Origin of the sequence: Kitasatospora albolonga (assembly GCA_002082585.1) — a bacterium.
Lineage (GTDB): Bacteria > Actinomycetota > Actinomycetes > Streptomycetales > Streptomycetaceae > Streptomyces > Streptomyces stephensoniae.
In genome coordinates, this window is record CP020563.1 from 4287567 (window position 1) to 4309277 (window position 21711).

Genomic DNA, 21711 nt, shown 5'->3' on the forward strand with positions numbered 1-21711 from the left:
TGGTGGGTGGCTGGTCGTTGTTTGAGAACTGCACAGTGGACGCGAGCATCTGTGGCCAAGTTTTTAAGGGCGCACGGTGGATGCCTTGGCACCAGGAACCGATGAAGGACGTGGGAGGCCACGATAGTCCCCGGGGAGCTGTCAACCAAGCTTTGATCCGGGGGTTTCCGAATGGGGAAACCCGGCAGTCGTCATGGGCTGTCACCCGCTGCTGAACACATAGGCAGTGTGGAGGGAACGAGGGGAAGTGAAACATCTCAGTACCCTCAGGAAGAGAAAACAACCGTGATTCCGGGAGTAGTGGCGAGCGAAACTGGATGAGGCCAAACCGTATGCGTGTGATACCCGGCAGGGGTTGCGTATGCGGGGTTGTGGGAGTTCTCTTTCACAGTCTGCCGGCTGTGAGGCGAGTCAGAAACCGTTGATGTAGGCGAAGGACATGCGAAAGGTCCGGCGTAGAGGGTAAGACCCCCGTAGCTGAAACATTGACGGCTCGTTTGAGAACCACCCAAGTAGCACGGGGCCCGAGAAATCCCGTGTGAATCTGGCGGGACCACCCGCTAAGCCTAAATATTCCCTGGTGACCGATAGCGGATAGTACCGTGAGGGAATGGTGAAAAGTACCGCGGGAGCGGAGTGAAATAGTACCTGAAACCGTGTGCCTACAAGCCGTGGGAGCGTCGCACATCGAGCTTGCTCGGTGTGTCGTGACTGCGTGCCTTTTGAAGAATGAGCCTGCGAGTTAGCGGTGTGTAGCGAGGTTAACCCGTGTGGGGAAGCCGTAGCGAAAGCGAGTCCGAACAGGGCGTTTGAGTTGCACGCTCTAGACCCGAAGCGGAGTGATCTAGCCATGGGCAGGTTGAAGCGGAGGTAAGACTTCGTGGAGGACCGAACCCACCAGGGTTGAAAACCTGGGGGATGACCTGTGGTTAGGGGTGAAAGGCCAATCAAACTCCGTGATAGCTGGTTCTCCCCGAAATGCATTTAGGTGCAGCGTCGTGTGTTTCTTGCCGGAGGTAGAGCACTGGATAGGCGATGGGCCCTACCGGGTTACTGACCTTAGCCAAACTCCGAATGCCGGTAAGTGAGAGCGCGGCAGTGAGACTGTGGGGGATAAGCTCCATGGTCGAGAGGGAAACAGCCCAGAGCATCGACTAAGGCCCCTAAGCGTACGCTAAGTGGGAAAGGATGTGGAGTCGCAGAGACAACCAGGAGGTTGGCTTAGAAGCAGCCACCCTTGAAAGAGTGCGTAATAGCTCACTGGTCAAGTGATTCCGCGCCGACAATGTAGCGGGGCTCAAGCGTACCGCCGAAGTCGTGTCAATCCAACATATAGGGCCAACGCCTGTTGGGTTGGGTAGGGGAGCGTCGTGTGCCGGGTGAAGCAGCCGTGGAAGCGAGTTGTGGACGGTTCACGAGTGAGAATGCAGGCATGAGTAGCGATACACACGTGAGAAACGTGTGCGCCGATTGACTAAGGGTTCCTGGGTCAAGCTGATCTGCCCAGGGTAAGTCGGGACCTAAGGCGAGGCCGACAGGCGTAGTCGATGGACAACCGGTTGATATTCCGGTACCCGCTTTGAAACGCCCAGTACTGAATCAGGCGATGCTAAGTCCGTGAAGCCGGCCCGATCTCTTCGGAGTTGAGGGTAGTGGTGGAGCCGATGAACCAGACTTGTAGTAGGTAAGCGATGGGGTGACGCAGGAAGGTAGTCCAGCCCGGGCGGTGGTTGTCCCGGGGTAAGGGTGTAGGACGCACGGTAGGCAAATCCGTCGTGCACATAGTCTGAGACCTGATGCCGAGCCGATTGTGGTGAAGTGGATGATCCTATGCTGTCGAGAAAAGCCTCTAGCGAGTTTCATGGCGGCCCGTACCCTAAACCGACTCAGGTGGTCAGGTAGAGAATACCGAGGCGTTCGGGTGAACTATGGTTAAGGAACTCGGCAAAATGCCCCCGTAACTTCGGGAGAAGGGGGGCCATCACTGGTGATCGGACTTGCTCCGTGAGCTGGGGGTGGCCGCAGAGACCAGCGAGAAGCGACTGTTTACTAAAAACACAGGTCCGTGCGAAGCCGTAAGGCGATGTATACGGACTGACGCCTGCCCGGTGCTGGAACGTTAAGGGGACCGGTTAGCTGCTCTTCGGGGTGGCGAAGCTGAGAACTTAAGCGCCAGTAAACGGCGGTGGTAACTATAACCATCCTAAGGTAGCGAAATTCCTTGTCGGGTAAGTTCCGACCTGCACGAATGGCGTAACGACTTCTCGACTGTCTCAACCATAGGCCCGGTGAAATTGCACTACGAGTAAAGATGCTCGTTTCGCGCAGCAGGACGGAAAGACCCCGGGACCTTTACTATAGTTTGATATTGGTGTTCGGTTCGGCTTGTGTAGGATAGGTGGGAGACTGTGAAGCGGCCACGCCAGTGGTTGTGGAGTCGTCGTTGAAATACCACTCTGGTCGTGCTGGATGTCTAACCTGGGTCCGTGATCCGGATCAGGGACAGTGTCTGATGGGTAGTTTAACTGGGGCGGTTGCCTCCTAAAGAGTAACGGAGGCGCCCAAAGGTTCCCTCAGCCTGGTTGGCAATCAGGTGTTGAGTGTAAGTGCACAAGGGAGCTTGACTGTGAGACCGACGGGTCGAGCAGGGACGAAAGTCGGGACTAGTGATCCGGCAGTGGCTTGTGGAAGCGCTGTCGCTCAACGGATAAAAGGTACCCCGGGGATAACAGGCTGATCTTCCCCAAGAGTCCATATCGACGGGATGGTTTGGCACCTCGATGTCGGCTCGTCGCATCCTGGGGCTGGAGTCGGTCCCAAGGGTTGGGCTGTTCGCCCATTAAAGCGGTACGCGAGCTGGGTTTAGAACGTCGTGAGACAGTTCGGTCCCTATCCGCTGTGCGCGTAGGAATATTGAGAAGGGCTGTCCCTAGTACGAGAGGACCGGGACGGACGAACCTCTGGTGTGCCAGTTGTTCTGCCAAGGGCATGGCTGGTTGGCTACGTTCGGAAAGGATAACCGCTGAAAGCATCTAAGCGGGAAGCCTGCTTCGAGATGAGTATTCCCACCAACTAGATTGGTTAAGGCTCCCAGTAGACGACTGGGTTGATAGGCCAGATGTGGAAGCCCGGTAACGGGTGGAGCTGACTGGTACTAATAGGCCGAGGGCTTGTCCTCAGTTGCTCGCGTCCACTGTGTTAGTTCTGAAATAACGAACAGCCGTGACAACACCCGGTTTGTTCAAATTTTCATAGTGTTTCGGTGGTCATTGCGTTAGGGAAACGCCCGGTTACATTCCGAACCCGGAAGCTAAGCCTTTCAGCGCCGATGGTACTGCAGGGGGGACCCTGTGGGAGAGTAGGACGCCGCCGAACAATCTTTGTGGGAAAGCCCCGCACCCTTGTGGTGCGGGGCTTTCCTGCGTTCTGGACCTGTAGGAAGATCGGGCCATGGACTATGTGATGCGTGCTGTACGGGCCGAGGAGTGGCCGCTGGCCCGGCAGTTGCGGCTGGAGGCTCTGAAGGACCCGGCGGCGCCCGTGGCGTTCCTGGAGTCGTACGAGGACGCGGTGGCGCAGCCGGACGTCTTCTGGCAGGACCGTACGGAGGCGGCCGCCGAGAGCGACGACGTACGGCAGTTCGTCGCGGAGTCGCCCGAGGGGGAGTGGGTCGGAACGGTCACCGTGCTGGTCGAGCGCCCGGCGGACGACGTGCGTTTCGGGGAGGCTCCCGCGATGGACCAGGGGCACCTGGTCGGTGTCTTCGTGCGGCCGGAGGTGCGGGGGGCCGGGGTGACGGACGCGTTGTTCCGGGAGGCTGTCGACTGGGCCTGGTCGTTGCCGGCGCCCCGGCTGGAGCGGGTGCGCCTGTACGTCCACGAGAACAATCCGAGGGCCGCCGCCTTCTACCGGCGGTTCGGGTTCGTACCGTCAGGGCAGCGGATTCCCGCGCCGGGTGGGCGGGGCGAGTGGGAGTTGGAGTACGAGATTCAGCGGGGGACTGCGGGGGCTGCGGGCACTGCTCAGATCTAGTGCCGCCTCTTCTCAGACGGTGCCCGGGGTCGGGGCGTGGAGGTGTTGCTGCCAGCGGGCGCGGCCCTGTTCGCGGGAGCGGAGCAGGGCGAGGGCGGGTAGGCCGAGGTTCTGGCCCGTCGCCAGCAGCTCGGGAAGCTGGGGGAGCGGGGCCACGGCGGCCACATCGTCCAGGACCAGCGTCATTGGTGGGTCGAGCCGACCGTCGGATGACCGTGCGGCCATGCGGCGGCCGTGCTCGACCACGTGTGAGGCGAGCGCGGTGAGGAGGGGCATCGCGCCGGGCCGGGTACGGGGGTCCTCGATGGGTTCACCGACCACATAGAGCGTTCCCCCCTCGCGGCCAAAAGATTCCAGCGCGGCCGAATCCGATCGGTTTGCCGTGCAGGCTTCGCGGATGTGCACCGAGGAGAGGGCCGAGAAGGCCCGTACGTTCAACTCCTGCGCGACTTCCCGCCGTTCCGGGTAGGCCGTGAGCGCGGACTCCAGGAGCCCGGCGAGTCCTGAGGTGGCCTTGGGGTGCGTACGGAGGAGGCGTACGGGTTCGTGGGCGCCGGACCCCGAGGCCCAGCGGACGACCTGGCGGAAGGGGCGGCCGTCCACCGCCGCGGCGTGCAGCCAGCACTGGAGGAGCGTCTGCGCGGTGTCGGCCACCGCCGCGTCGATCCGGGCCTGCGGGCGGACCGGGGCGAGCAGGGCGGCGGCGCGTACGGCGGCGGTCTCGGGGTCCTCGCAGGCTGCGGTGGGCGGCCAGTGGAGGCGGGCCGGGGTGTCGCAGAGGTGGCCGGGGTCGTAGACGAGGACCGGGCCGAGCTTCGCGCGGGCGTCCTTCGTCTCGGCCCAGACCGTGGGGTCCGAGGTGACGACGAGCGCGGGGCCCTCCGCGTCCTGGATGGCCTGGACGACCGTGGGGCGCCTGGCGGGGGCGGGGGGCGTAGACGAGGAGCGGTGTGCGGGGGGAAGGGATGGCGGTGGCGGTGGGGGGTGTTCCGGGGGGCGCTTGGGGGGTCTTCGTCAGTGCGGGTGCGGCCGGTGTGGTCGGTGCGACTGGTGTGGCGGGGGGCTGAGGTCGTGGGGGAGCCGGTGCCTCGTGGGTGTTGTGGGGGTCGGGTGTTTCGTGGGATCGGTGGGGGGTGGTGGTGAGGGGGGTGCGTCTCTTGGGGCTCGTGTGTCTCGTAGGGCTCGTGTGTCTGCCCGTACATGCGGTCCGTGCGGCGTTGTTCCCGTACGGTCCGCCAGCGGGCCAGGACCCCGAGGGCGAACACCGTCAGGACCGCCAGCACCATCAGCTCGCCGATGAACAGGCCCCAGAACAGCCCGTAGCCGGAGAGCTGGGGTGCGGGGGTGTGGGGCCAGGCGGCGGCGAGGTCCTGGGGGGCCGTGGCCAGTTCGCGCAGGGCCAGGGGGGCCTGGGTGAACGTGACGCCGTCCGGCCAGGACCCGTGCGCGAAGAGACCGGCCAGGCCGGTGGCCGTCCAGGTGGTCAGGGTCGCGGCGAGGAGGAGGCCGAGCACCCCGATCAGCAGGCCGTCGGGGATGCCGCCGCTCCGGGAGTCCTCGTGGCGGCGGCCCTGCCGCGGTGCCGGTCCGTGCGCTGGCTGGCGTGCCATGTCATGCCACCGTTGACCGCGACGACTCGTTCATACGCTGTTGGTTCTCGATCCGGGCCGCCCGTTGCTCCGCCTCCAGCTCCGCGGCGCGGATGTCCTCGGGGAGCAGGTCGTCCGCGTCCGGGGCCGATCCCTCGGTCATGGCGCGGTCGGTGAAGACGAGGGGGCGTTCGGCCTCGGTGATCAGGTGTTTGACGACCTGTACGTTGCCGTTGACGTCCCAGACCGCGATGCCGGGGGTGAGCGTCGGGATGATCTCGACGGCCCAGCGGGGCAGGCCGATGACCCGGCCGGTGGCCCGGGCCTCGTCGGTCTTCTGGGCGTAGATCGTGCGGGTGGAGGCCATCTTGAGGATGGCCGCCGCCTCCTTCGCCGCCGCTCCGTCGACCACGTCGCTGAGGTGGTGGACGACGGCGACGAAGGACAGGCCGAGCCGTCGTCCGAACTTCAGCAGGCGCTGGAAGAGCTGCGCGACGAAGGGGGAGTTGATGATGTGCCACGCCTCCTCGACCAGGAAGATGCGCTTCTTGCGGTCGGGCCTGATCCAGGTGTGCTCCAGCCAGACGCCGACGATGGCCATCAGGATCGGCATCGCGATCGAGTTGCGGTCGATGTGCGAGAGGTCGAAGACGATGAGGGGCGCGTCCAGGTCGATGCCGACGGTGGTGGGGCCGTCGAACATGCCGCGCAGGTCGCCGTCGACGAGCCGGTCCAGGACGAGGGCGACGTCCAGGCCCCAGGCCCGTACATCGTCTATGTCGACGTTCATCGCCTCGGCCGACTCCGGCTTGGGGTGGCGGAGTTGCTCCACGATGTCCATCAGGACCGGCTGGCGTTCGGTGATGGTCGCGGTGACGTAGGCGTGGGCGACCTTCAGGGCGAAGCCGGAGCGCTCGTCGAGCCCGTGGCCCATCGCGACTTCGATGATCGTACGGAGCAGGGCGAGCTGGCCGGTGGTGGTGATGGAGGGGTCGAGGGGGTTGAGGCGGATGCCGCCGTTGAGGGCTGCGGCCGGGTCCAGGCGGATGGGGGTTATGCCCAGCTCCTGGGCGATGAGGTTCCACTCGCCGACGCCGTCCTCGCCCTGGGCGTCCAGGACGACGACCTGGCGGTCGCGGAAGCGGAGCTGGCGCAGGACGTAGGTCTTCTCCAGCGCGGACTTGCCGTTGCCGGACTCGCCGAGGACCAGCCAGTGGGGGGCGGGGAGCTGCTGCCCGTACAGCTGGAAGGGGTCGTAGATGTAGCCCTTGCCGCTGTAGACCTCGCGGCCGATGATCACGCCGGAGTCGCCGAGGCCGGGGGCGGCGGTGGGGAGGTAGACGGCCTGGGCCTGGCCCGTCGACGTACGGACGGGGAGCCGGGTCGTCTCCACCTTGCCGAAGAGGAAGGAGGTGAAGGCATCCGACACTGCGGACAGGGGGTCTCGCATGGCGTGGGTGCCCTCTCGTGTCGCGGGTGGTGGTGTTGTTCGTGGGGGTGGCGGCTGTGTCGGTGTCGGGGGCGTGCCGGGGTCAGCGGCGGATGCCCGTGGCGAACGGGAGGGTGTTCACGAAGGCGCGGTGGTGCTCGCGGTCGCACCACTCCAGCTTGAGGTACGACTTGCCGGCCGAGGCGCGGATCGTGCGCTTGTCGCGGGCGAGGGCCTCGGGCGAACGGGACGACACCGTGATGTACCCCACCAGGTTGACCCCGGCAGCGCCGCTGGCGAGATCTTCACCCCGCTGGTCGAGCCGGCCGTGGGCGGCGATGTCGCGGGGGTCGACGGTGCGGTTCATCTTGGCCTGGCGGCTGGCCTCGGCGTCGTCGTTGGTCTTCTCGGTGAGCATGCGCTCGATGGCGACTTCGGTGGGTTCGAGGTCCATGCAGACGGCGACCGTACGGATGACGTCGGGGGTGTGGACGAGGAGCGGGGCGAGGAAGTTGACGCCGACGGGGGTCATCGGCCATTCCTTCACCCAGGCCGTGGCGTGGCACCAGGGGGCGCGGGTGGTGGACTCGCGGGTCTTGGCCTGGAGGAACGTGGGCTCGACCGCGTCCAGTTCGGCGGGCCAGGCGTTGCGCTTGGTCATGGCCTGGATGTGGTCGATGGGGTGGTCGGGGTCGTACATGGAGTGCACGAGGGAGGCGACGCGGCTCTGGCCGAGGGGCTGGCGGACCCGGATGTCGGCCTCGGCGAGGCGGGCGCAGATGTCGGTGAGCTCGCGGGCCATGACGACGGCGAGGCCGGCGTCGCGGTCGAGCTTGCGGCCGCCGTGGGGGCGGGCGGCGCGGGCCATGGCGTTGGCCTCGGCGGCGAGTTCGCGGCTGTAGTGCATGCAGGCGACGAGGTAGGCGCGGTGCTGCTCGCTGGAGGTGGAGACCATGGACTGGAGCTGGTCGTAGGAGTCCTGGAGCCAGGTGGGGGCCGTCTTGTCGCCGCGCTGGGCGACGTCCTTGGCGTGGGCGTCGGGGTCGGCGGGGAGGGTGCGGGCGAGCATCTGGAGGCGGGTGACGAAGCCGTCGCCGTTGGCCACGTGCTTGAGGAGGGTGCCGAACCGGTCGACCAGGGCTTCCTGGTCCTCGCTGTCGCGGAGGCCGACGCCGGGGCCCTCGATCTCGATGGCGGCGGTGACGGTGCGGCGGTCGGCGTGGAGGAGTACGGCGATCTCGTCGGGGCCGAAGGGGGCGGCGAGCCAGCTGATCCGGCCGATGCCGGGGGGCGGGCCGATCTCGACCTCGCGGCCGTCGATGCCGACGCCTGCCTCCATGGCGCCGGAGCGGTAGGCGGTGCCGCGGCGCAGGGAGCGCTTGAAGCTGCGGTTGATCTCGAACCACTTGTAGAAGGTGCGGCCCTTGTACGGGACGTAGACGACGGCGAGGGCCAGCATCGGGAAGCCCACGAGGCAGACGATGCGCAGGGAGAGGACGGGGACGAGGAGTCCGCTCATCATGCCGAGGAACGCGCCGGCGATGATCAGGGCGATCTCGCCGGTCTCGCGGTTCTTGCCGACGATCGCGTTCGGCCGGGCGCGGCCGATGAGATACGTACGGCGGGGCGTCATCGTGTGGGACTGGGTCGTCAACGCCCTCCACCTCCTGTGCTCGGGTTGCCTGTGCTGCCGAAGCCGCCTCCGCCTCGGGAGGAGCGGCTGCTGTGGGGGGTGGCGGAGGTGGGTCCGGAGCCGCCGCTGCGGGGCGGGGGTGCGGCGGAGGGGACAGATCCGCCGCCTGCCCCGCCCCCGGCCGCGCCGCCGCCTCCGCCGGAGGTGCGGGAGCTGTGGGCGGCGACGCCGCCGCCGACCGGGTTGGCGGGGCGGGCGCCTCCGCCGCCGCTGTTCTGGTCGGTGCGGCCGCTGTGGGTCTTGATGCCCTGGGAGACGAGGGCGGCCGGGGAGCTGATGAGGGCGGCGGCCTGGGCGCCGTCGGTGGCCTGCTTGCGGTTGGTGCGGGCGCCCTGGATCTCGTCGCCGAAGCCGGGGACGAAACGGTAGATCATGGCGGAGGCGAAGATGGCCAGGAGGATGATGGCGAGGCCGGAGACGACGGCGGAGAAGGCGTCGGGGCCGTCGCCCGCGGAGAGCGCTCCGGCGAGGCCGAGGACGATGACGATGACCGGTTTGACCATGATCACCGCGATCATGATGCCGGCCCAGCGGCGGACGTGGCCCCACATGTTCTTGTCGACGAGTCCGGCGTAGACGACGATGCCGAGCAGGGCGCCGACGTAGAGCAGGGCGGCGCGGATGACGAGCTCCAGCCACAGGATGCCGGCGGCGACGATCGAGACGAGCGAGACGACGATCAGCATGATCGGCCCGCCGCCGATGTCGGTGCCCTTCTTGAGGGCCTCGGCGAACGACCCGAAGAAGACGTCGGTCTGGCTTCCGGTGGAGGCGGCGATGACGTCGGTGACGCCGTCGGTGGCGGAGACGATCGTGTAGAGGATCAGCGGTGTGAAGGCCGAGGCGAGGACGGTGAGCCAGAGGAAGCCGACGGCCTCGGAGATCGCGGTGGTGAGGGGGACGCCGCGGATGGCGCGCTTGACCACGGCGAGGAGCCAGAGGACGAGGGTGAGGATGGTGGAGGCGGCGAAGATGACGGCGTACTGCTGGAGGAACTTCTGGTTGGTGAAGTCGACGTTGGCCGTGGATTCGACGGCCTCGCTGAGCTTGCCGACGATCCAGGCGGCGGCGTCGGCGCAGCCTTGGGCGAGGGAGGTGAGGGGGTCGAGGGCGTCGGGAGGGGGAACGGAACTGGTGCCCGCTCCCCTCTCGCCATCGACGCAGTACTCCTTGGCGGGGCCGATGAGCAGGTCGCAGGGGCTTTCGCTCGCGCTGGGCTCAGGAGTCGGTGTCGGTGCGGGCGCGGCGTTCGCTCCGGGGGCAAGGAGGAACGGACCGGTCAGCAGTGCAGTCAGTGCGGCGAGAACGGTGCTCGCGCCGCGCCGTGGGCTACCTGGCATAGGTGAAGCCTCCGAACTCCTCGACGGCCTTGCTGATGTCGTCGGAGCTGGAAGCCGGGACGTCGCCGGGGACGGGTGCAGGGCCGTCCTCCTGGCTGTCACTCTTGATCTTCCAGTCGCCGTCGGACCAGGTGAGGACCGCGGTCCACGTCTTCCACGAGGTGCTCACCGGGTCGGTGGACTCCTGGCCGGACATGCCGATGAGGCCCGTGTACCAGACCGCGACCGTCGCTGATTCGCCACGGTAGTCGAGGACGCTCGTGCCGATCGGGATGGTCCGTGAGACGAAGATGCTTCCCGACGGGGCTTCCCCGTCGGCGTCAAGCCCGAGCTTGGCCAGAAAATCCGCGGAGTAGGCGGCGTCTTGAGGTGCTTTCAGCTTGGCGGCTGCCTCAGTGGTGTAGATGGCCTCAACGATCGCGTGACGGCTTTCCTTCTTGAACATGCCGACGGACCCCAGCGCCACCGAGTAGTTCGCCGCCGCGCTCTGCGCCCCCTGCTCGTCCTGGGCGAAGCCGGCGGGGATGGTGCCGTTCTTGCCCTGGACCGGCTTGGTGCCGGTGGGGGCGGTCGGGGCGGAGCCTGCGGTTCCGGGGTTCTTCGGGCCCGGGGAGGCGTTGTCGTCGCTCGTTCCGCCCCGGTTGGCGAAGGCGATCGCGGCGATGAGGAGGACCACCACGCCGGTGATCGTGACGAGGGAGCGGGAGTTCCGGACGGGGCGGCGGGGGTGCGGGTGGCCCGCGTCGCCGTCGGGGAGGCGGGTACGGGTCTGCCGGGTGCCGCCGAGGGTGCTGTACGGGTCGTCCCCGCGCCCGCCCTGGTCCGTGCCGCGATAGTCGTGCTCGTCGCCGGGACTCATGCCGCGTTCGCTCCCTCGGTCGTGTGCGGTTCCGCGCATGACGACGGTAGCCGTGCTGGTTGCCGCGTGAGCGCGGTGGAGTGACTCGACATCAGGGAGACGCAACCTCAGCCGGTGGGCGCGACGGACGGATGGTGGGGAGCGGGCGGGGACGGCCCGGCAGGGGCTGGCCGACGGGCGGTCAGACAGCCATTCCGTACACGATGGTGAAGAGAGTGCCCAGGGAGCCGATGATGAAGACCCCGGTCAGGCCCGCCACGATCAGGCCCTTGCCCTGTTCCGCGCTGAACGTGTCGCGCAGTGCCGTCGCCCCGATCCGCTGCTTCGCCGCGCCCCAGATCGCGATGCCGAGGCAGAGCAGGATGGCGATCGCCATCACCACCTCGATCATGATGCGCGCCTCGTTGCCCAGCGTGCCGAACGGTCCCCAGTTGGGGGCGATTCCGCCGATGATGGTGGTGATGTCGCCCTTCTCTGCTGCCAGGATCATGTAAGTCACCGCCCCTGTTGGGTAGTTAGCTGCCTGTGCCGTGCGGCACGGGTTGCCTTCTATCTTCGCTGATGAAACCGCAGCCGCACGACGCCTTCCCGGTCTCTTTACCCGGATCTCGCACGTTCGACCGACCCGGCCGCCCTGACCTGCGGCTCGTCCCGATATCCACACGCATATGCCTAGTTACTCTGTGTATCACGCGATGTGACCGCGAGCAACGACGGTGGCCATGGGTTCTCGATGTGATAGCAGCGTTCGTGGGGCACGGCGTGTTCGTATGCGCCGTTCGGGAGCTGCCGGTGCGCCGGTGAGCCGGGCGACGCCCCGTCAGGGGGCGGGTCTGTCGGTGTCGGTGGGACGGGGCGCTTCGGGCCGCCGGATGCCGGGTGGGTCCTGGCCTTCGACTGTGCGGTACGGGAGTGGCTGACGGGGGCTCAACGCCCGCGTGTGCTCCGGGTGCGCCGGTGGTGTGCTGCGGATGACTCGTACACACCCTCGAAAAAAGCCCTGAAGCGTTCCCCGATGGGGGATGGTTGAGGGGTGCGGAAATTCTGGGTCCTCGGTGGCATCGGCGTGGGTGCGGCGGCGTGCTTCATGGCGCTGCTCCTCGTCGGTACGTACTCGGCCGCCGCCGGCCTCGCGGGGGCGGGCGGGGGCGGTGCCGTCGCGCTGGCCAAGGGGGCCGTCCCGGCGCGGTACCAGTCGCTCGTGCAGAAGTGGGGCAACCTCTGCCCGGCCATCAACCCCGCCCTGCTGGCCGCGCAGCTGTACCAGGAGAGCGGCTGGAACCCGCGGGCCCAGAGCCACGCGGCCGCGCAGGGCATCGCCCAGTTCATCCCGGGCACCTGGGCCACCCACGGGATCGACGCCAACGGCGACGGCAAGCGGGACGTCTGGGACCCGGCCGACGCGATCCCCTCGGCCGCTTCGTACGACTGTGAGCTCGCCGGGTACGTCAAGAAGGTGCCGGGCGATCCGACGAACAACATGCTGGCCGCGTACAACGCCGGTGCCTACGCTGTCATCAAGTACGGCGGCGTGCCCCCCTATAAGGAGACGCAGAACTACGTCAAGATCATCCGTTCGCTGGAGAAGAGCTTCGCCCGGCCCGTCGGCCGCGTCGAGCCCTCCCGGCAGGCGGCCGGGGCCATCTACTTCGCGCAGAAGAAGCTCGGTACGCCGTATCTGTGGGGCGGCAACGGGACGCCCGAGCAGCAGGGGCGGTTCGACTGTTCCGGGCTGACCCAGGCCGCGTACCGGACCGTCGGGATCGAGCTGCCCCGGGTGGCCAACGACCAGTACAACGCGGGGCCGCACCCCTCGCGGGACGAACTGCTCCCCGGCGATCTCGTGTTCTTCTCCGACGACCTCACCGACTCGCGCGCCATCCGCCACGTCGGTCTGTACGTCGGCGGCGGCTATATGATCAACGCCCCCTTCACGGGAGCGGTCATCCGGTTCGACAAGATCGATACCCCCGACTACTTCGGCGCGACGCGGGTCACCAAGGACGGTGCCGCGGCCCTGCCGACGAACCTGCCGCCGGACTCGTCGGAGGGCTGACCGGTGGACCGATCGGTCGGCTGGCGGGTCTGCTGACCGGTGGACTCGGCGGCGGGTGGCTGATCTCGCCTGTGGGGGGCGGTGGCAGGGCTGACGGGGAGTCGGCCGTGGCCGGAACTCTCCGTGAAGCCTGGGCCCTGAGCTGCGACGACCAATCACTCTTCGATAACGTCATGGTGATCATTCGGTGGAGAGCGGAACGCGTGCGGGCGCCGGGCCGTTCCCTGGACAGGGACAGCGGACAGCATGCGCACCGGCCATGCGTGCGCGGGAACGGGACCACACCGAATCACGGGGGTTCGACCACGGCGGTGCGCACGGACGCGCGTCGCCACAGATGAAGCAGACAAGGCAAGGGGCCGCAGCAGATGGCTGGACTCGAACTCGATGGGTCGAACCCGGACGTCAGTCTGCTCTACGACATCAACGGGCTGGCGAAGGCCGCTCCGACCTGGTTCGACCGGGTCATGGAGTTCGTCGGTGAGTACGGGACCATGTTCGGCCTCGTCCTGGTGGGCCTCTGGTGCTGGTGGAGCATGCGTAAGCGGGGGAGCGCCGAGGATTCGGTGACGACGGTCGCCGCGCTCGTCTGGGCACCGCTCGCCGCCGCGCTCGCGGTCGTGATCAACATCCCGATCCGTGGTTTCGTCGAACGGCCGCGCCCGTTCAACGACCATGAAGGGCTGGAGGTCCTGATCCAGGGCAAGACGGACTATTCGTTCGTCAGTGACCACTCCACCCTCGCGATGGGCCTTGCCGTCGGCATCTTCGTGGCCAACCGGAAGTTCGGCTTCGTGGCGCTCGGCCTCGCGTTCTTCGCGGGCGTCAGCCGTATCTACATGGGCGTCCACTACCCGACCGACGTGATCGGCGGATTCGCCCTCGGCACGGCCGTCGCCCTGCTGCTCGCGCCGCCCGCGATGGCTCTGCTGACCCCGCTGATGGCGACGATCTCCCGCTCCGACCGGGTCAGCTGGATCGTCCGGTCGAAGAAGGCGGACGCGGGCGCGGCGTACGTCGACGAGCGCGCGGACGCCCGGGGAATCCCCGAGCCCCGGCCCGGCGCCGGGCGCCGCCACCCAGGAGAGAAGGATCTCGCCGCTTGACCCCCTGGTCACCTGACCGGCTGACCGGGTTCCCGCACTGTCTGTTTCTTGTCCCGCTGTCCTGATCGTTCCGCCGATTTTCCCCGATCCCCCAGGTGCTCCCAGCGCCTGGGGGATCGGGCTGTTTCCGGCCATGTCCCTCGGGGTCAGGGCGGCGGTGCGGCGAGGTGCTCGGCGGCGTCGGTGCGCGCCCGGTCCCGGGACCGGCGGGCGGGCCCCACCCAGCCGCAGACACAGCGGGCCAGACAGAACGAGCCGCGCTCGGTCGTCGTGGCGCTGTGCCCCGCCGGGGGCGGAGAGGGGCACGAAGGGGGATGCGGGGCGGCGGTGCGGGCTGGGGCGGGGGGTTCCTCGTGCACCTGACCAACGGTACTGGGGGTGGGACGCGGGCGGGATGGGGGGAGGTGGGGGGAGAGGGGGAGGGGCGTGCGCCGGTTGTGCGGAGGGCCTGTGCGCCGTTGTGCCCGGGGCGGGTGTGCCGGGGTGGGCGGCCTTGCGGAGGGTCGGCCGCGGGGTGGAGCGGGGCGGGTGGCGTGACGGGGGGCGTCGGTGGTCGTTAAGCGGAGCGGGTGAGGGCTCGGTCGGGCGGCAGTCGTTGGGGGTTGGCAGGCGATGGTGGTGCAGCAGGACAGGTACGGAGGCGGGGCCCGCGCTGCCCGCGCCCTCGCCGTGGCCGGGGTGATCGCGGTCACCGCCGGGTGCGTCGGCGGGGACGGGCCGGGCGGTGGGGGCGACGGCTCCGGGCAGCGTGCCGTGGCCGCCGAGCGCCCGCTCGATGTGCTCGGCCAGGCCGCCGACGTACTCGCCGAGGCGGGTGGCGCGGAAGCCCGTACGTCGATGGAGACGGCGGCCGGCGGGACGCGGGTGACGATCCGGGGGCAGGGCACGTACGACTTCCGCACGCAGACGGGGCGGATCAAGGTGGTGCTGCCCCCGGACGCGGCGGGTGCGGACGACCACCGGCCGATCACCGAGCTGCTGGCGCCCGGCGCGCTCTACATGAAGAACCGCGGCGCGGGCGTCCCCGCCGACAAGTGGGTCAGGATCGACACAACCGCCCTCAAGGACGGCAACCTCGTCACCGGCGGGGTCACCGATCCGATGGCCGCCGCCGAACTGCTGCGCGGCGCCGACGATGTGACGTACGTGGGGAAGTCCGAGCTGGCCGGGGTGACGGTCCATCACTACCGGGGCGTTGCCGACCTGAACCGGGCGGCGCGCGCCGCGTCGCCGCAGTCGCGCGGGGCGCTGAGCGCGGCGGCGAAAGGGTTCAGCAGGGACGCGGTGCCGTTCGACGCCTACCTGGACGAGGAGGGGCGGCTGCGGAAGGTCCGGCACCGCTTCAGCTTCGCCTCGGAGCGGTCCGGGGGAGCAGGGGGGCCGGAGGGGGCCGAGGGGGCGGAAGTGCCCGAGGTGTCCGAGGTGTCGGTGGTCTCGACGCTGCTGCTGTACGGGTTCGGGGTGCCGGTCACGGTGACGCTGCCGGACGAGGACGACATCTACACGGGGGAGATCCGGCAGGGGTGAGGGAGCGGCCGGTTCTTCCTTGCCGACCGACTCTCCCCCACGGGAAGAGCGGGGCGGGAGGGGCCGGTTGGGAGGGGGGCGAAATGGTCCGTCCGTGCCATGCGCGGGGCGTGTCGCGCTCCCTACGCTAGGAGGTCGGCGCGCCAAGGGCCGGCGGAGGCCGGTGACGGCAGAGAGACGACGGCAGAGAAAGGTGACGCAGGTGGTGACGCTCAGCGCTCCGAACGCTCAGGACTGTGTGGCCCTCGCCGAGATCGAGCTGTGCGGCGAACTGATGATCGCGGCATCGGCGGCGGGGGAGGAACGCCTCAGTCCCGACCGTATCGACGAGGTGCTCAACGTCGGATGCGCGGAGGCGTGGACGACCGTTCCGCGGCAGGCCGCCCACCGGGGGTGACGCCCGCGCGGTGCCGGGTCCGGTAGGGATGCCGGGCCGCCGGTCCGGTAGGGGATGCCGGGCCGCCGGGGGCCGCGGTGCCCGGCGTAGCGACCCGGGGTGGGGGCCCCGTACCGCGTACCCCAGGTGGAGTCCCGTACCGCGCACCCACGCGGGGCGCCGGTACCCATCACGTACAGCGCCCCATCACGTACAGCACTCCATGCCCGCTCCTGCCCCCCGCCTCACGTCCGCAGCAGTCGGGCGATCGCCTTCGTGGCCTCCGCCACCTTCGCGTCGATCTCCTCGCCGCCCTTGACCGCCGCGTCCGCGACGCAGTGGCGCAGGTGCTCCTCCAGCAGCTGGAGGGCGAAGGACTGGAGGGCCTTGGTGGAGGCCGAGACCTGGGTGAGTATGTCGATGCAGTAGACGTCCTCGTCGACCATGCGCTGGAGGCCACGGATCTGGCCCTCGATCCGGCGCAGCCGTTTGAGGTGCTCGTCCTTCTGGTAGTGGTAGCCGTGGATGCCGCGGTCGTGGTCGGTGACGACCTCCTCGGCGGCGGAGGGAGCCGTCGGTTCGGCTCCGGTGCCCGTGGTCTCGGTGGTGGTCATCTGCGTCCTCCCGTTGTCCTGTCCTCGTACAGCGTGCTACAGGGTTTACAGCGTGCTACGGAGTGTTACCGCGGTGCTCGAGGCCGGTGGGGAACGGCCGTGGTCCGGTGTGCGGCTTGAAGTGCGGCTTGATGTGGCCGGTGCTGCCGCGCGGTACCGGCCGCCCTGTCGTTCCGCGCCTCTGCACTGTGATATACCCCGGCCGGGTATATCGTAACGAATCCGGCGGAAACGTGACCGGGGGCCCGTGCCGATCCCCGTTTCCGATGGGCGACACTGAAGAACGCCGGTTAGCCGTGGCCGGATGATGCGCCTAGCATCAGCCTGACCGAACCCAAAGCATCCCGAGGACCCCACGTGCGCTTTCGTCTGACCCCCAGGGAGACGAGCTTCTACGACATGTTCTCCGCGTCCGCGGACAACATTGTCACGGGCTCGAAACTCCTGATGGAACTGCTCGGGGCGGATGCTGCCTCCCGAGTCGAGATCGCGGAGCGTATGCGGGCAGCGGAGCACGCGGGGGACGACGCCACCCACGCGATCTTCCACCAGCTGAACTCCTCCTTCATCACGCCCTTCGACCGCGAGGACATCTACAAGCTGGCGTCCTCGCTCGACGACATCATGGACTTCATGGAGGAGGCCGTCGACCTGGTCGTCCTCTACCAGGTCCAGGAGCTTCCCAAGGGTGTCGAGCAGCAGATCGAGGTGCTGGCCCGGGCGGCGGAGCTGACCGCCGAGGCGATGCCGGGGCTGCGGACCATGGACAACCTCACCGAGTACTGGATCGAGGTCAACCGTCTGGAGAACCAGGCCGACCAGATCCACCGCAAGCTGCTGGCCCACCTCTTCAACGGCAAGTACGACGCCATGGAGGTGCTGAAGCTCAAGCAGATCGTGGATGTGCTGGAAGAGGCGGCTGACGCGTTCGAGCACGTCGCCAACACCGTGGAGACCATCGCGGTCAAGGAGTCCTGAACCTCGTGGACACCTTTGCGCTGATCGTGACCATCGGTGTCGCGCTCGGCTTCACCTATACGAACGGCTTCCACGACTCCGCGAACGCCATCGCCACCTCGGTCTCCACCCGGGCGCTGACCCCGCGTGCGGCTCTGGCGATGGCGGCGGTGATGAACCTCGCCGGTGCCTTCCTGGGCCAGGGGGTCGCCAAGACCGTCAGCGAAGGGCTCATCGCCACGCCCGTGGGGCAGAAGGGGATGGGCATCCTGTTCGCGGCGCTGGTCGGCGCGATCATCTGGAACCTCATCACCTGGTACTACGGTCTCCCCTCCTCGTCCTCGCACGCGCTGTTCGGCGGCATGGTCGGCGCGGCGCTGGCCGGTGGGACGGACGTCATCTGGTCCGGGGTGCTGGAGAAGATCGTCATCCCGATGTTCCTCTCCCCGATCATCGGCCTGGTCGTCGGCTATCTGGTGATGGTCGGCATCCTGTGGATGTTCCGGAACGCCAACCCGCACAAGGCCAAGCGCGGCTTCCGGATCGCGCAGACGGTCTCGGCGGCGGGCATGGCGCTCGGCCACGGCCTCCAGGACGCGCAGAAGACGATGGGCATCGTGGTGATGGCCCTGGTCATCGCCGATATCGAGGGCCCCAACGACGAGATCCCGGTCTGGGTCAAGGTCGCCTGTGCGGTGATGCTGTCGCTCGGGACGTACGCGGGTGGCTGGCGCATCATGCGGACGCTCGGCCGGAAGATCATCGAGCTGGACCCGCCGCAGGGGTTCGCGGCGGAGACGACCGGCGCGTCGATCATGTTCGGTTCGGCGTTCCTCTTCCACGCGCCGATCTCCACGACCCATGTCATCACCTCCGCGATCATGGGCGTCGGCGCCACGAAGCGGGTGAACGCCGTGCGCTGGGGCGTCGCGAAGAACATCATCCTCGGCTGGTTCATCACCATGCCTGCCGCCGCTCTCGTCGCGGCGCTCAGCTATGGCGCGGTGCTGCTGCTCTTCGGCTGAGGTCCCGCAGGACACAGGACATGGGTCCGCCCCCGCTCTCCGTACCAGGGAGAGCGGGGGCGGACCCTTTCGCCTTGTGGTGGCACCGCCATGCAGCACCGCAAGGCCGTATAGGGGAGTCGGCGGAGGCGTACGGCTCAGCCGAAGCGGCCCGAGATGTAGTCCTCCGTGGCCTGGACCGACGGGTTGGAGAAGATCCGCTCCGTCTCGTCTATCTCGATGAGCCGGCCGGGCTTGCCGACCGCCGCGAGGTTGAAGAACGCGGTGCGGTCCGAGACACGGGCGGCCTGCTGCATGTTGTGCGTCACGATGACGATCGTGAAGCGCTCCTTCAGCTCACCGATCAGGTCCTCGATGGCGAGGGTCGAGATCGGGTCGAGCGCCGAGCACGGCTCGTCCATCAGCAGGACCTGCGGCTCGACCGCGATGGCGCGGGCGATGCACAGACGCTGCTGCTGGCCGCCGGAGAGGCCGGAGCCGGGCTTGTTGAGCCGGTCCTTGACCTCGTTCCAGAGGTTCGCGCCGCGCAGGGACTTCTCGACGATGTCGTTGAGCTCGCTCTTGCGGTAGCTGCCGTTGAGCCGCAGGCCCGCCGCCACGTTGTCGAAGATCGACATGGTGGGGAAGGGGTTGGGGCGCTGGAAGACCATGCCGACCGTGCGGCGCACGGTGACCGGGTCGACGTTGGAGCCGTACAGGTTCTCGTCGTCCAGCAGCACCTTGCCCTCGACGCGGCCGCCGGGGGTGACCTCGTGCATCCGGTTCAGGGTGCGCAGGAAGGTGGACTTACCGCAGCCGGAGGGGCCGATGAAGGCGGTCACGGAGCGGGGCTCCACGGTCATCGAGATGTCCTCGATGGCCTTGTGGCTGCCGTAGTAGGCGGTGAGGCCGCTGATGTCGATGCGCTTGGCCATGGGAATCACTGCTTCTTTCGGGAGGTCGCTGATGGCCGCGTCAGCGACCGGTCTTCGGGGCCTTCCAGCGGGCGATTCCGCGGGCCACGAGGTTGAGGATCATGACGAAGGCGATCAGTACCAGGGCTGCCGCCCAGGCGCGGTCGTACGAGGCGGCCTCGCCGATCTTGTACTGCTCGTAGATGTAGAACGGCAGTGAGGACTGGGCTCCGTCGAAGGGGTTCGTGTTGATCAGCTGGCTGCCGAAGACCAGCAGGATGATCGGGGCGGTCTCACCGGCGATACGGGCGATGGCCAGCATGACACCGGTCGTGATCCCGCCGATCGCGGTCGGCAGGACCACCTTCAGGATAGTGCGCCACTTCGGGATGCCCAGGGCGAGCGAGGCTTCGCGCAGCTCGTTGGGGACGAGCTTGAGCATCTCCTCGGTGGAGCGCACCACGACCGGGATCATCAGGATCGTCAGGGCGAGCGCGCCCATCAGGCCGGACGGCTCCAGGTTGGCGATCAGCATGATCGACAGGATGAAGAGACCGGCGACGATGGACGGGATGCCCGTCATCACGTCGACGAAGAACGTCACGGCCCTGGCCAGCGCGCCCTTGCCGTACTCGACCAGGTAGACGGCGGTCAGCAGGCCGAGCGGGGCGGAGATCACCGTGGCGATGCCGACCTGCTGGAGGGTGCCGACCATCGCGTGGTAGACACCGCCGCTGGCCTCCGAGCCGAGCACACCGGCCATGGAGTGGGTGAGGAAGTAGCCGTCGAGGCGCTCGGCGCCGCGCGCGATCGTCGTCCACAGCAGGGAGGCCAGCGGGACGACCGCGAGCAGGAAGCAGACCCAGACGATGCTGGTGGCCAGGCGGTCCTTGGCCTGGCGCTTGTTCTCCACGGCTGTGGTGACGGCGTAGGAGATGGCCAGGAAGAACAGCGCGGCGAGCATGCCCCACTGCACCTTGCTGTGCCAGCCCGCGGCGAGGCCGAGGCCGACGGCGAGCGCGATCGACACGGCGGCGAAGCCGACGGGGGCCAGGCGGGGCAGCGAACGGCTGCTCAGACCGGACTTCGGCGCGGGCCCGGTGGGCGGCGTCGGACGGTCCTGTACGGCGGTTGCGTGGCTCATGCGTTGGCCCCCGAGTACTCCTTGCGGCGGGCGATGATGAGCCGGGCCGCGCCGTTGACCAGCAGGGTGAGGACGAAGAGGACGAGGCCCGAGGCGATCAGGGCGTCCCGCCCGAACTCGTCGGCCTCGCCGAACTTGGCCGCGATGTTCTGCGCGAACGTTCCGCCGCCCGGGTTGAGCACGTGCAGCGAGATGATGAAGCTCGGGGAGAGGACCGTGGCGACGGCCATCGTCTCGCCGAGCGCGCGGCCGAGGCCGAGCATCGAGGCGGAGATGATGCCGGAGCGGCCGAACGGCAGCACCGAGAGGCGGATGACCTCCCAGCGGGTGGCGCCCAGCGCGAGGGCGGCCTCCTCGTTCATCTTCGGGACCTGGAGGAAGACCTCGCGGCTGACGCTGGTCACGATCGGCAGGATCATGATCGCCAGCAGCACGCCGACGGTGAAGAGCGAGCGGGCGACGCCGACCTCGGTCTTGTCGAAGATGTACGTCCAGCCGAAGAACTGGTCGAGCCAGAGGTTCAGGCCCTCCAGGTACGGCACCAGGACGAGAGCGCCCCAGATGCCGTAGACGATGCTGGGGACGGCGGCGAGCAGGTCGACGACGTACGCGATCGGGGCGGCCAGCTTGCGCGGCGCGTAGTGCGAGATGAACAGCGCGATGCCGACAGCGACCGGGACCGCGATGACCATCGCGATGATCGAGCTGACGACCGTGCCGAAGAGCAGGACGGCGATGCCGAAGACCGGCGGGTTGCCGGCCGGGTTCCAGTCGAAGGTGGTGAGGAAGTTGCCCTCGTTCTTCGAGATGGCGATGACGGCCCGGTAGGTGAGGAACACGGCGATCGACGCCATGATCGCGAGCAGCAGGATGCCCGAGCCGCGGGAGAGGGCCAGGAAGATCTTGTCGCCCGCGCGCCCGGTGGACCGGGGGCGCTCGGCCTGTTCCGGTGGGGCCGGCGGGGCCGGTGGTGTGTCTATCGGTGTGGTGGAAGCCATGGTCTTTCCGGTCTGTGTGGGGGAGCCGTGGGCTCCCCTGGCGGCGGTGCACCGGATGGTTGGGGCTGGGACG

Annotated in this window: 17 protein-coding genes, 2 rRNA genes and 1 pseudogene; 9 read left to right on the forward strand and 11 right to left on the reverse strand. The window is 68.0% G+C overall.

Annotated features, from left to right (window positions below):
- The first annotated feature begins 32 nt into the window (after nt 1-32).
- From B7C62_18670 to B7C62_18680, 3 genes are all read left to right on the forward strand, one after another.
- A 23S ribosomal RNA gene (locus B7C62_18670) occupies nt 33-3183 on the forward strand.
- 75 nt (nt 3184-3258) lie between these two features.
- Nucleotides 3259-3375 (forward strand): 5S ribosomal RNA (gene rrf, locus B7C62_18675).
- Nucleotides 3376-3450: 75 nt separating this feature from the next.
- On the forward strand, nt 3451-4032 hold the full coding sequence (locus tag B7C62_18680; GenBank protein ARF74042.1) for a GNAT family N-acetyltransferase: 582 nt from the start codon (nt 3451-3453) through the stop codon (nt 4030-4032).
- A 12-nt stretch (nt 4033-4044) separates the two neighbouring features.
- Here the strand turns inward: B7C62_18680 and B7C62_18685 are convergent.
- From B7C62_18685 to B7C62_18710, 6 genes and pseudogenes are all read right to left on the reverse strand, one after another.
- Nucleotides 4045-5642 (reverse strand): annotated as a pseudogene (locus tag B7C62_18685) (type VI secretion protein).
- A gap of 1 nt (nt 5643) precedes the next feature.
- Nucleotides 5644-7071: an ATP/GTP-binding protein gene (locus B7C62_18690; GenBank protein ARF74043.1), complete on the reverse strand. Its 1428-nt coding sequence runs from the start codon at nt 7069-7071 to the stop codon at nt 5644-5646.
- An 82-nt stretch (nt 7072-7153) separates the two neighbouring features.
- Nucleotides 7154-8704, reverse strand: a complete 1551-nt coding sequence (locus B7C62_18695) for a hypothetical protein (protein ARF74044.1) — start codon at nt 8702-8704, stop codon at nt 7154-7156.
- The gene (locus tag B7C62_18700; protein ID ARF74045.1) at nt 8701-10083 is read right to left on the reverse strand and encodes a hypothetical protein; all 1383 of its coding nucleotides are present in this window, start codon (nt 10081-10083) and stop codon (nt 8701-8703) included. The genes B7C62_18695 and B7C62_18700 overlap by 4 nt, the downstream gene beginning before the upstream one ends.
- A complete protein-coding gene (locus tag B7C62_18705) occupies nt 10073-10942 on the reverse strand; it encodes a hypothetical protein (protein ID ARF74046.1) in 870 nt (289 codons plus the stop codon). Before B7C62_18705 ends, B7C62_18700 begins: the two co-directional genes overlap by 11 nt.
- 181 nt (nt 10943-11123) lie before the next feature.
- Nucleotides 11124-11432, reverse strand: a complete 309-nt coding sequence (locus B7C62_18710) for a hypothetical protein (GenBank protein ID ARF74047.1) — start codon at nt 11430-11432, stop codon at nt 11124-11126.
- A gap of 597 nt (nt 11433-12029) precedes the next feature.
- Here B7C62_18710 and B7C62_18715 point away from each other — a divergent pair.
- Complete coding sequence (locus B7C62_18715; protein ARF77249.1) at nt 12030-12998, forward strand: peptidase P60; 969 nt, start codon at nt 12030-12032, stop codon at nt 12996-12998.
- A gap of 368 nt (nt 12999-13366) precedes the next feature.
- A complete protein-coding gene (locus B7C62_18720) occupies nt 13367-14104 on the forward strand; it encodes a hypothetical protein (GenBank protein ID ARF74048.1) in 738 nt (245 codons plus the stop codon).
- Nucleotides 14105-14250: 146 nt separating this feature from the next.
- On the opposite strand, the gene B7C62_18725 is transcribed toward B7C62_18720, so the two are convergent.
- Nucleotides 14251-14463: a hypothetical protein gene (locus B7C62_18725; GenBank protein ARF74049.1), complete on the reverse strand. Its 213-nt coding sequence runs from the start codon at nt 14461-14463 to the stop codon at nt 14251-14253.
- 253 nt (nt 14464-14716) lie between these two features.
- On the opposite strand from B7C62_18725, the gene B7C62_18730 reads away from it, so the two are divergent.
- Both B7C62_18730 and B7C62_18735 read left to right on the forward strand, forming a co-directional pair.
- Nucleotides 14717-15631 (forward strand): hypothetical protein, encoded by a 915-nt coding sequence (locus B7C62_18730; protein ID ARF74050.1) that lies wholly within the window; start codon nt 14717-14719, stop codon nt 15629-15631.
- Between the two features lie 193 nt (nt 15632-15824).
- A complete protein-coding gene (locus tag B7C62_18735; protein ID ARF74051.1) occupies nt 15825-16028 on the forward strand; it encodes a hypothetical protein in 204 nt (67 codons plus the stop codon).
- Between the two features lie 224 nt (nt 16029-16252).
- Here B7C62_18735 and B7C62_18740 read toward each other — a convergent pair whose 3' ends face one another.
- A complete protein-coding gene (locus tag B7C62_18740; protein ID ARF74052.1) occupies nt 16253-16621 on the reverse strand; it encodes a hypothetical protein in 369 nt (122 codons plus the stop codon).
- 357 nt (nt 16622-16978) lie between these two features.
- Between B7C62_18740 and B7C62_18745 the strand changes: the two genes are divergently transcribed.
- Together B7C62_18745 and B7C62_18750 are read left to right on the forward strand one after the other, a co-directional pair.
- Nucleotides 16979-17599, forward strand: a complete 621-nt coding sequence (locus tag B7C62_18745; GenBank protein ID ARF74053.1) for a phosphate transport regulator — start codon at nt 16979-16981, stop codon at nt 17597-17599.
- Between the two features lie 5 nt (nt 17600-17604).
- Nucleotides 17605-18603 (forward strand): anion permease, encoded by a 999-nt coding sequence (locus B7C62_18750; protein ID ARF74054.1) that lies wholly within the window; start codon nt 17605-17607, stop codon nt 18601-18603.
- A gap of 137 nt (nt 18604-18740) precedes the next feature.
- Here the strand turns inward: B7C62_18750 and B7C62_18755 are convergent, their stop codons facing one another.
- From B7C62_18755 to B7C62_18765, 3 genes are read right to left on the reverse strand one after another with little or no spacing between them, the layout of a single operon-like run.
- Complete coding sequence (locus tag B7C62_18755; protein ID ARF74055.1) at nt 18741-19517, reverse strand: phosphate ABC transporter ATP-binding protein; 777 nt, start codon at nt 19515-19517, stop codon at nt 18741-18743.
- Between the two features lie 40 nt (nt 19518-19557).
- Entirely contained in the window at nt 19558-20640 is a 1083-nt protein-coding gene (locus B7C62_18760; protein ARF74056.1) for a phosphate ABC transporter, permease protein PstA, read from the reverse strand.
- Nucleotides 20637-21638 (reverse strand): phosphate ABC transporter permease subunit PstC, encoded by a 1002-nt coding sequence (locus tag B7C62_18765; GenBank protein ID ARF74057.1) that lies wholly within the window; start codon nt 21636-21638, stop codon nt 20637-20639. Before B7C62_18765 ends, B7C62_18760 begins: the two co-directional genes overlap by 4 nt.
- Nucleotides 21639-21711: the final 73 nt, after the last annotated feature.

Bases quoted from the DNA above. Each gene is read 5' to 3' on its own strand.
- B7C62_18680 (ARF74042.1), top strand. From the start codon at position 3,451: ATGGACTATGTGATGCGTGCTGTACGGGCCGAGGAGTGGCCGCTGGCC.
- B7C62_18690 (ARF74043.1), bottom strand. From the start codon at position 7,071: ATGCGAGACCCCCTGTCCGCAGTGTCGGATGCCTTCACCTCCTTCCTC.
- B7C62_18700 (ARF74045.1), bottom strand. From the start codon at position 10,083: ATGCCAGGTAGCCCACGGCGCGGCGCGAGCACCGTTCTCGCCGCACTG.
- B7C62_18705 (ARF74046.1), bottom strand. From the start codon at position 10,942: ATGAGTCCCGGCGACGAGCACGACTATCGCGGCACGGACCAGGGCGGG.
- B7C62_18710 (ARF74047.1), bottom strand. From the start codon at position 11,432: ATGATCCTGGCAGCAGAGAAGGGCGACATCACCACCATCATCGGCGGA.
- B7C62_18715 (ARF77249.1), top strand. From the start codon at position 12,030: ATGGCGCTGCTCCTCGTCGGTACGTACTCGGCCGCCGCCGGCCTCGCG.
- B7C62_18720 (ARF74048.1), top strand. From the start codon at position 13,367: ATGGCTGGACTCGAACTCGATGGGTCGAACCCGGACGTCAGTCTGCTC.
- B7C62_18730 (ARF74050.1), top strand. From the start codon at position 14,717: ATGGTGGTGCAGCAGGACAGGTACGGAGGCGGGGCCCGCGCTGCCCGC.
- B7C62_18740 (ARF74052.1), bottom strand. From the start codon at position 16,621: ATGACCACCACCGAGACCACGGGCACCGGAGCCGAACCGACGGCTCCC.
- B7C62_18755 (ARF74055.1), bottom strand. From the start codon at position 19,517: ATGGCCAAGCGCATCGACATCAGCGGCCTCACCGCCTACTACGGCAGC.
- B7C62_18760 (ARF74056.1), bottom strand. From the start codon at position 20,640: ATGAGCCACGCAACCGCCGTACAGGACCGTCCGACGCCGCCCACCGGG.
- B7C62_18765 (ARF74057.1), bottom strand. From the start codon at position 21,638: ATGGCTTCCACCACACCGATAGACACACCACCGGCCCCGCCGGCCCCA.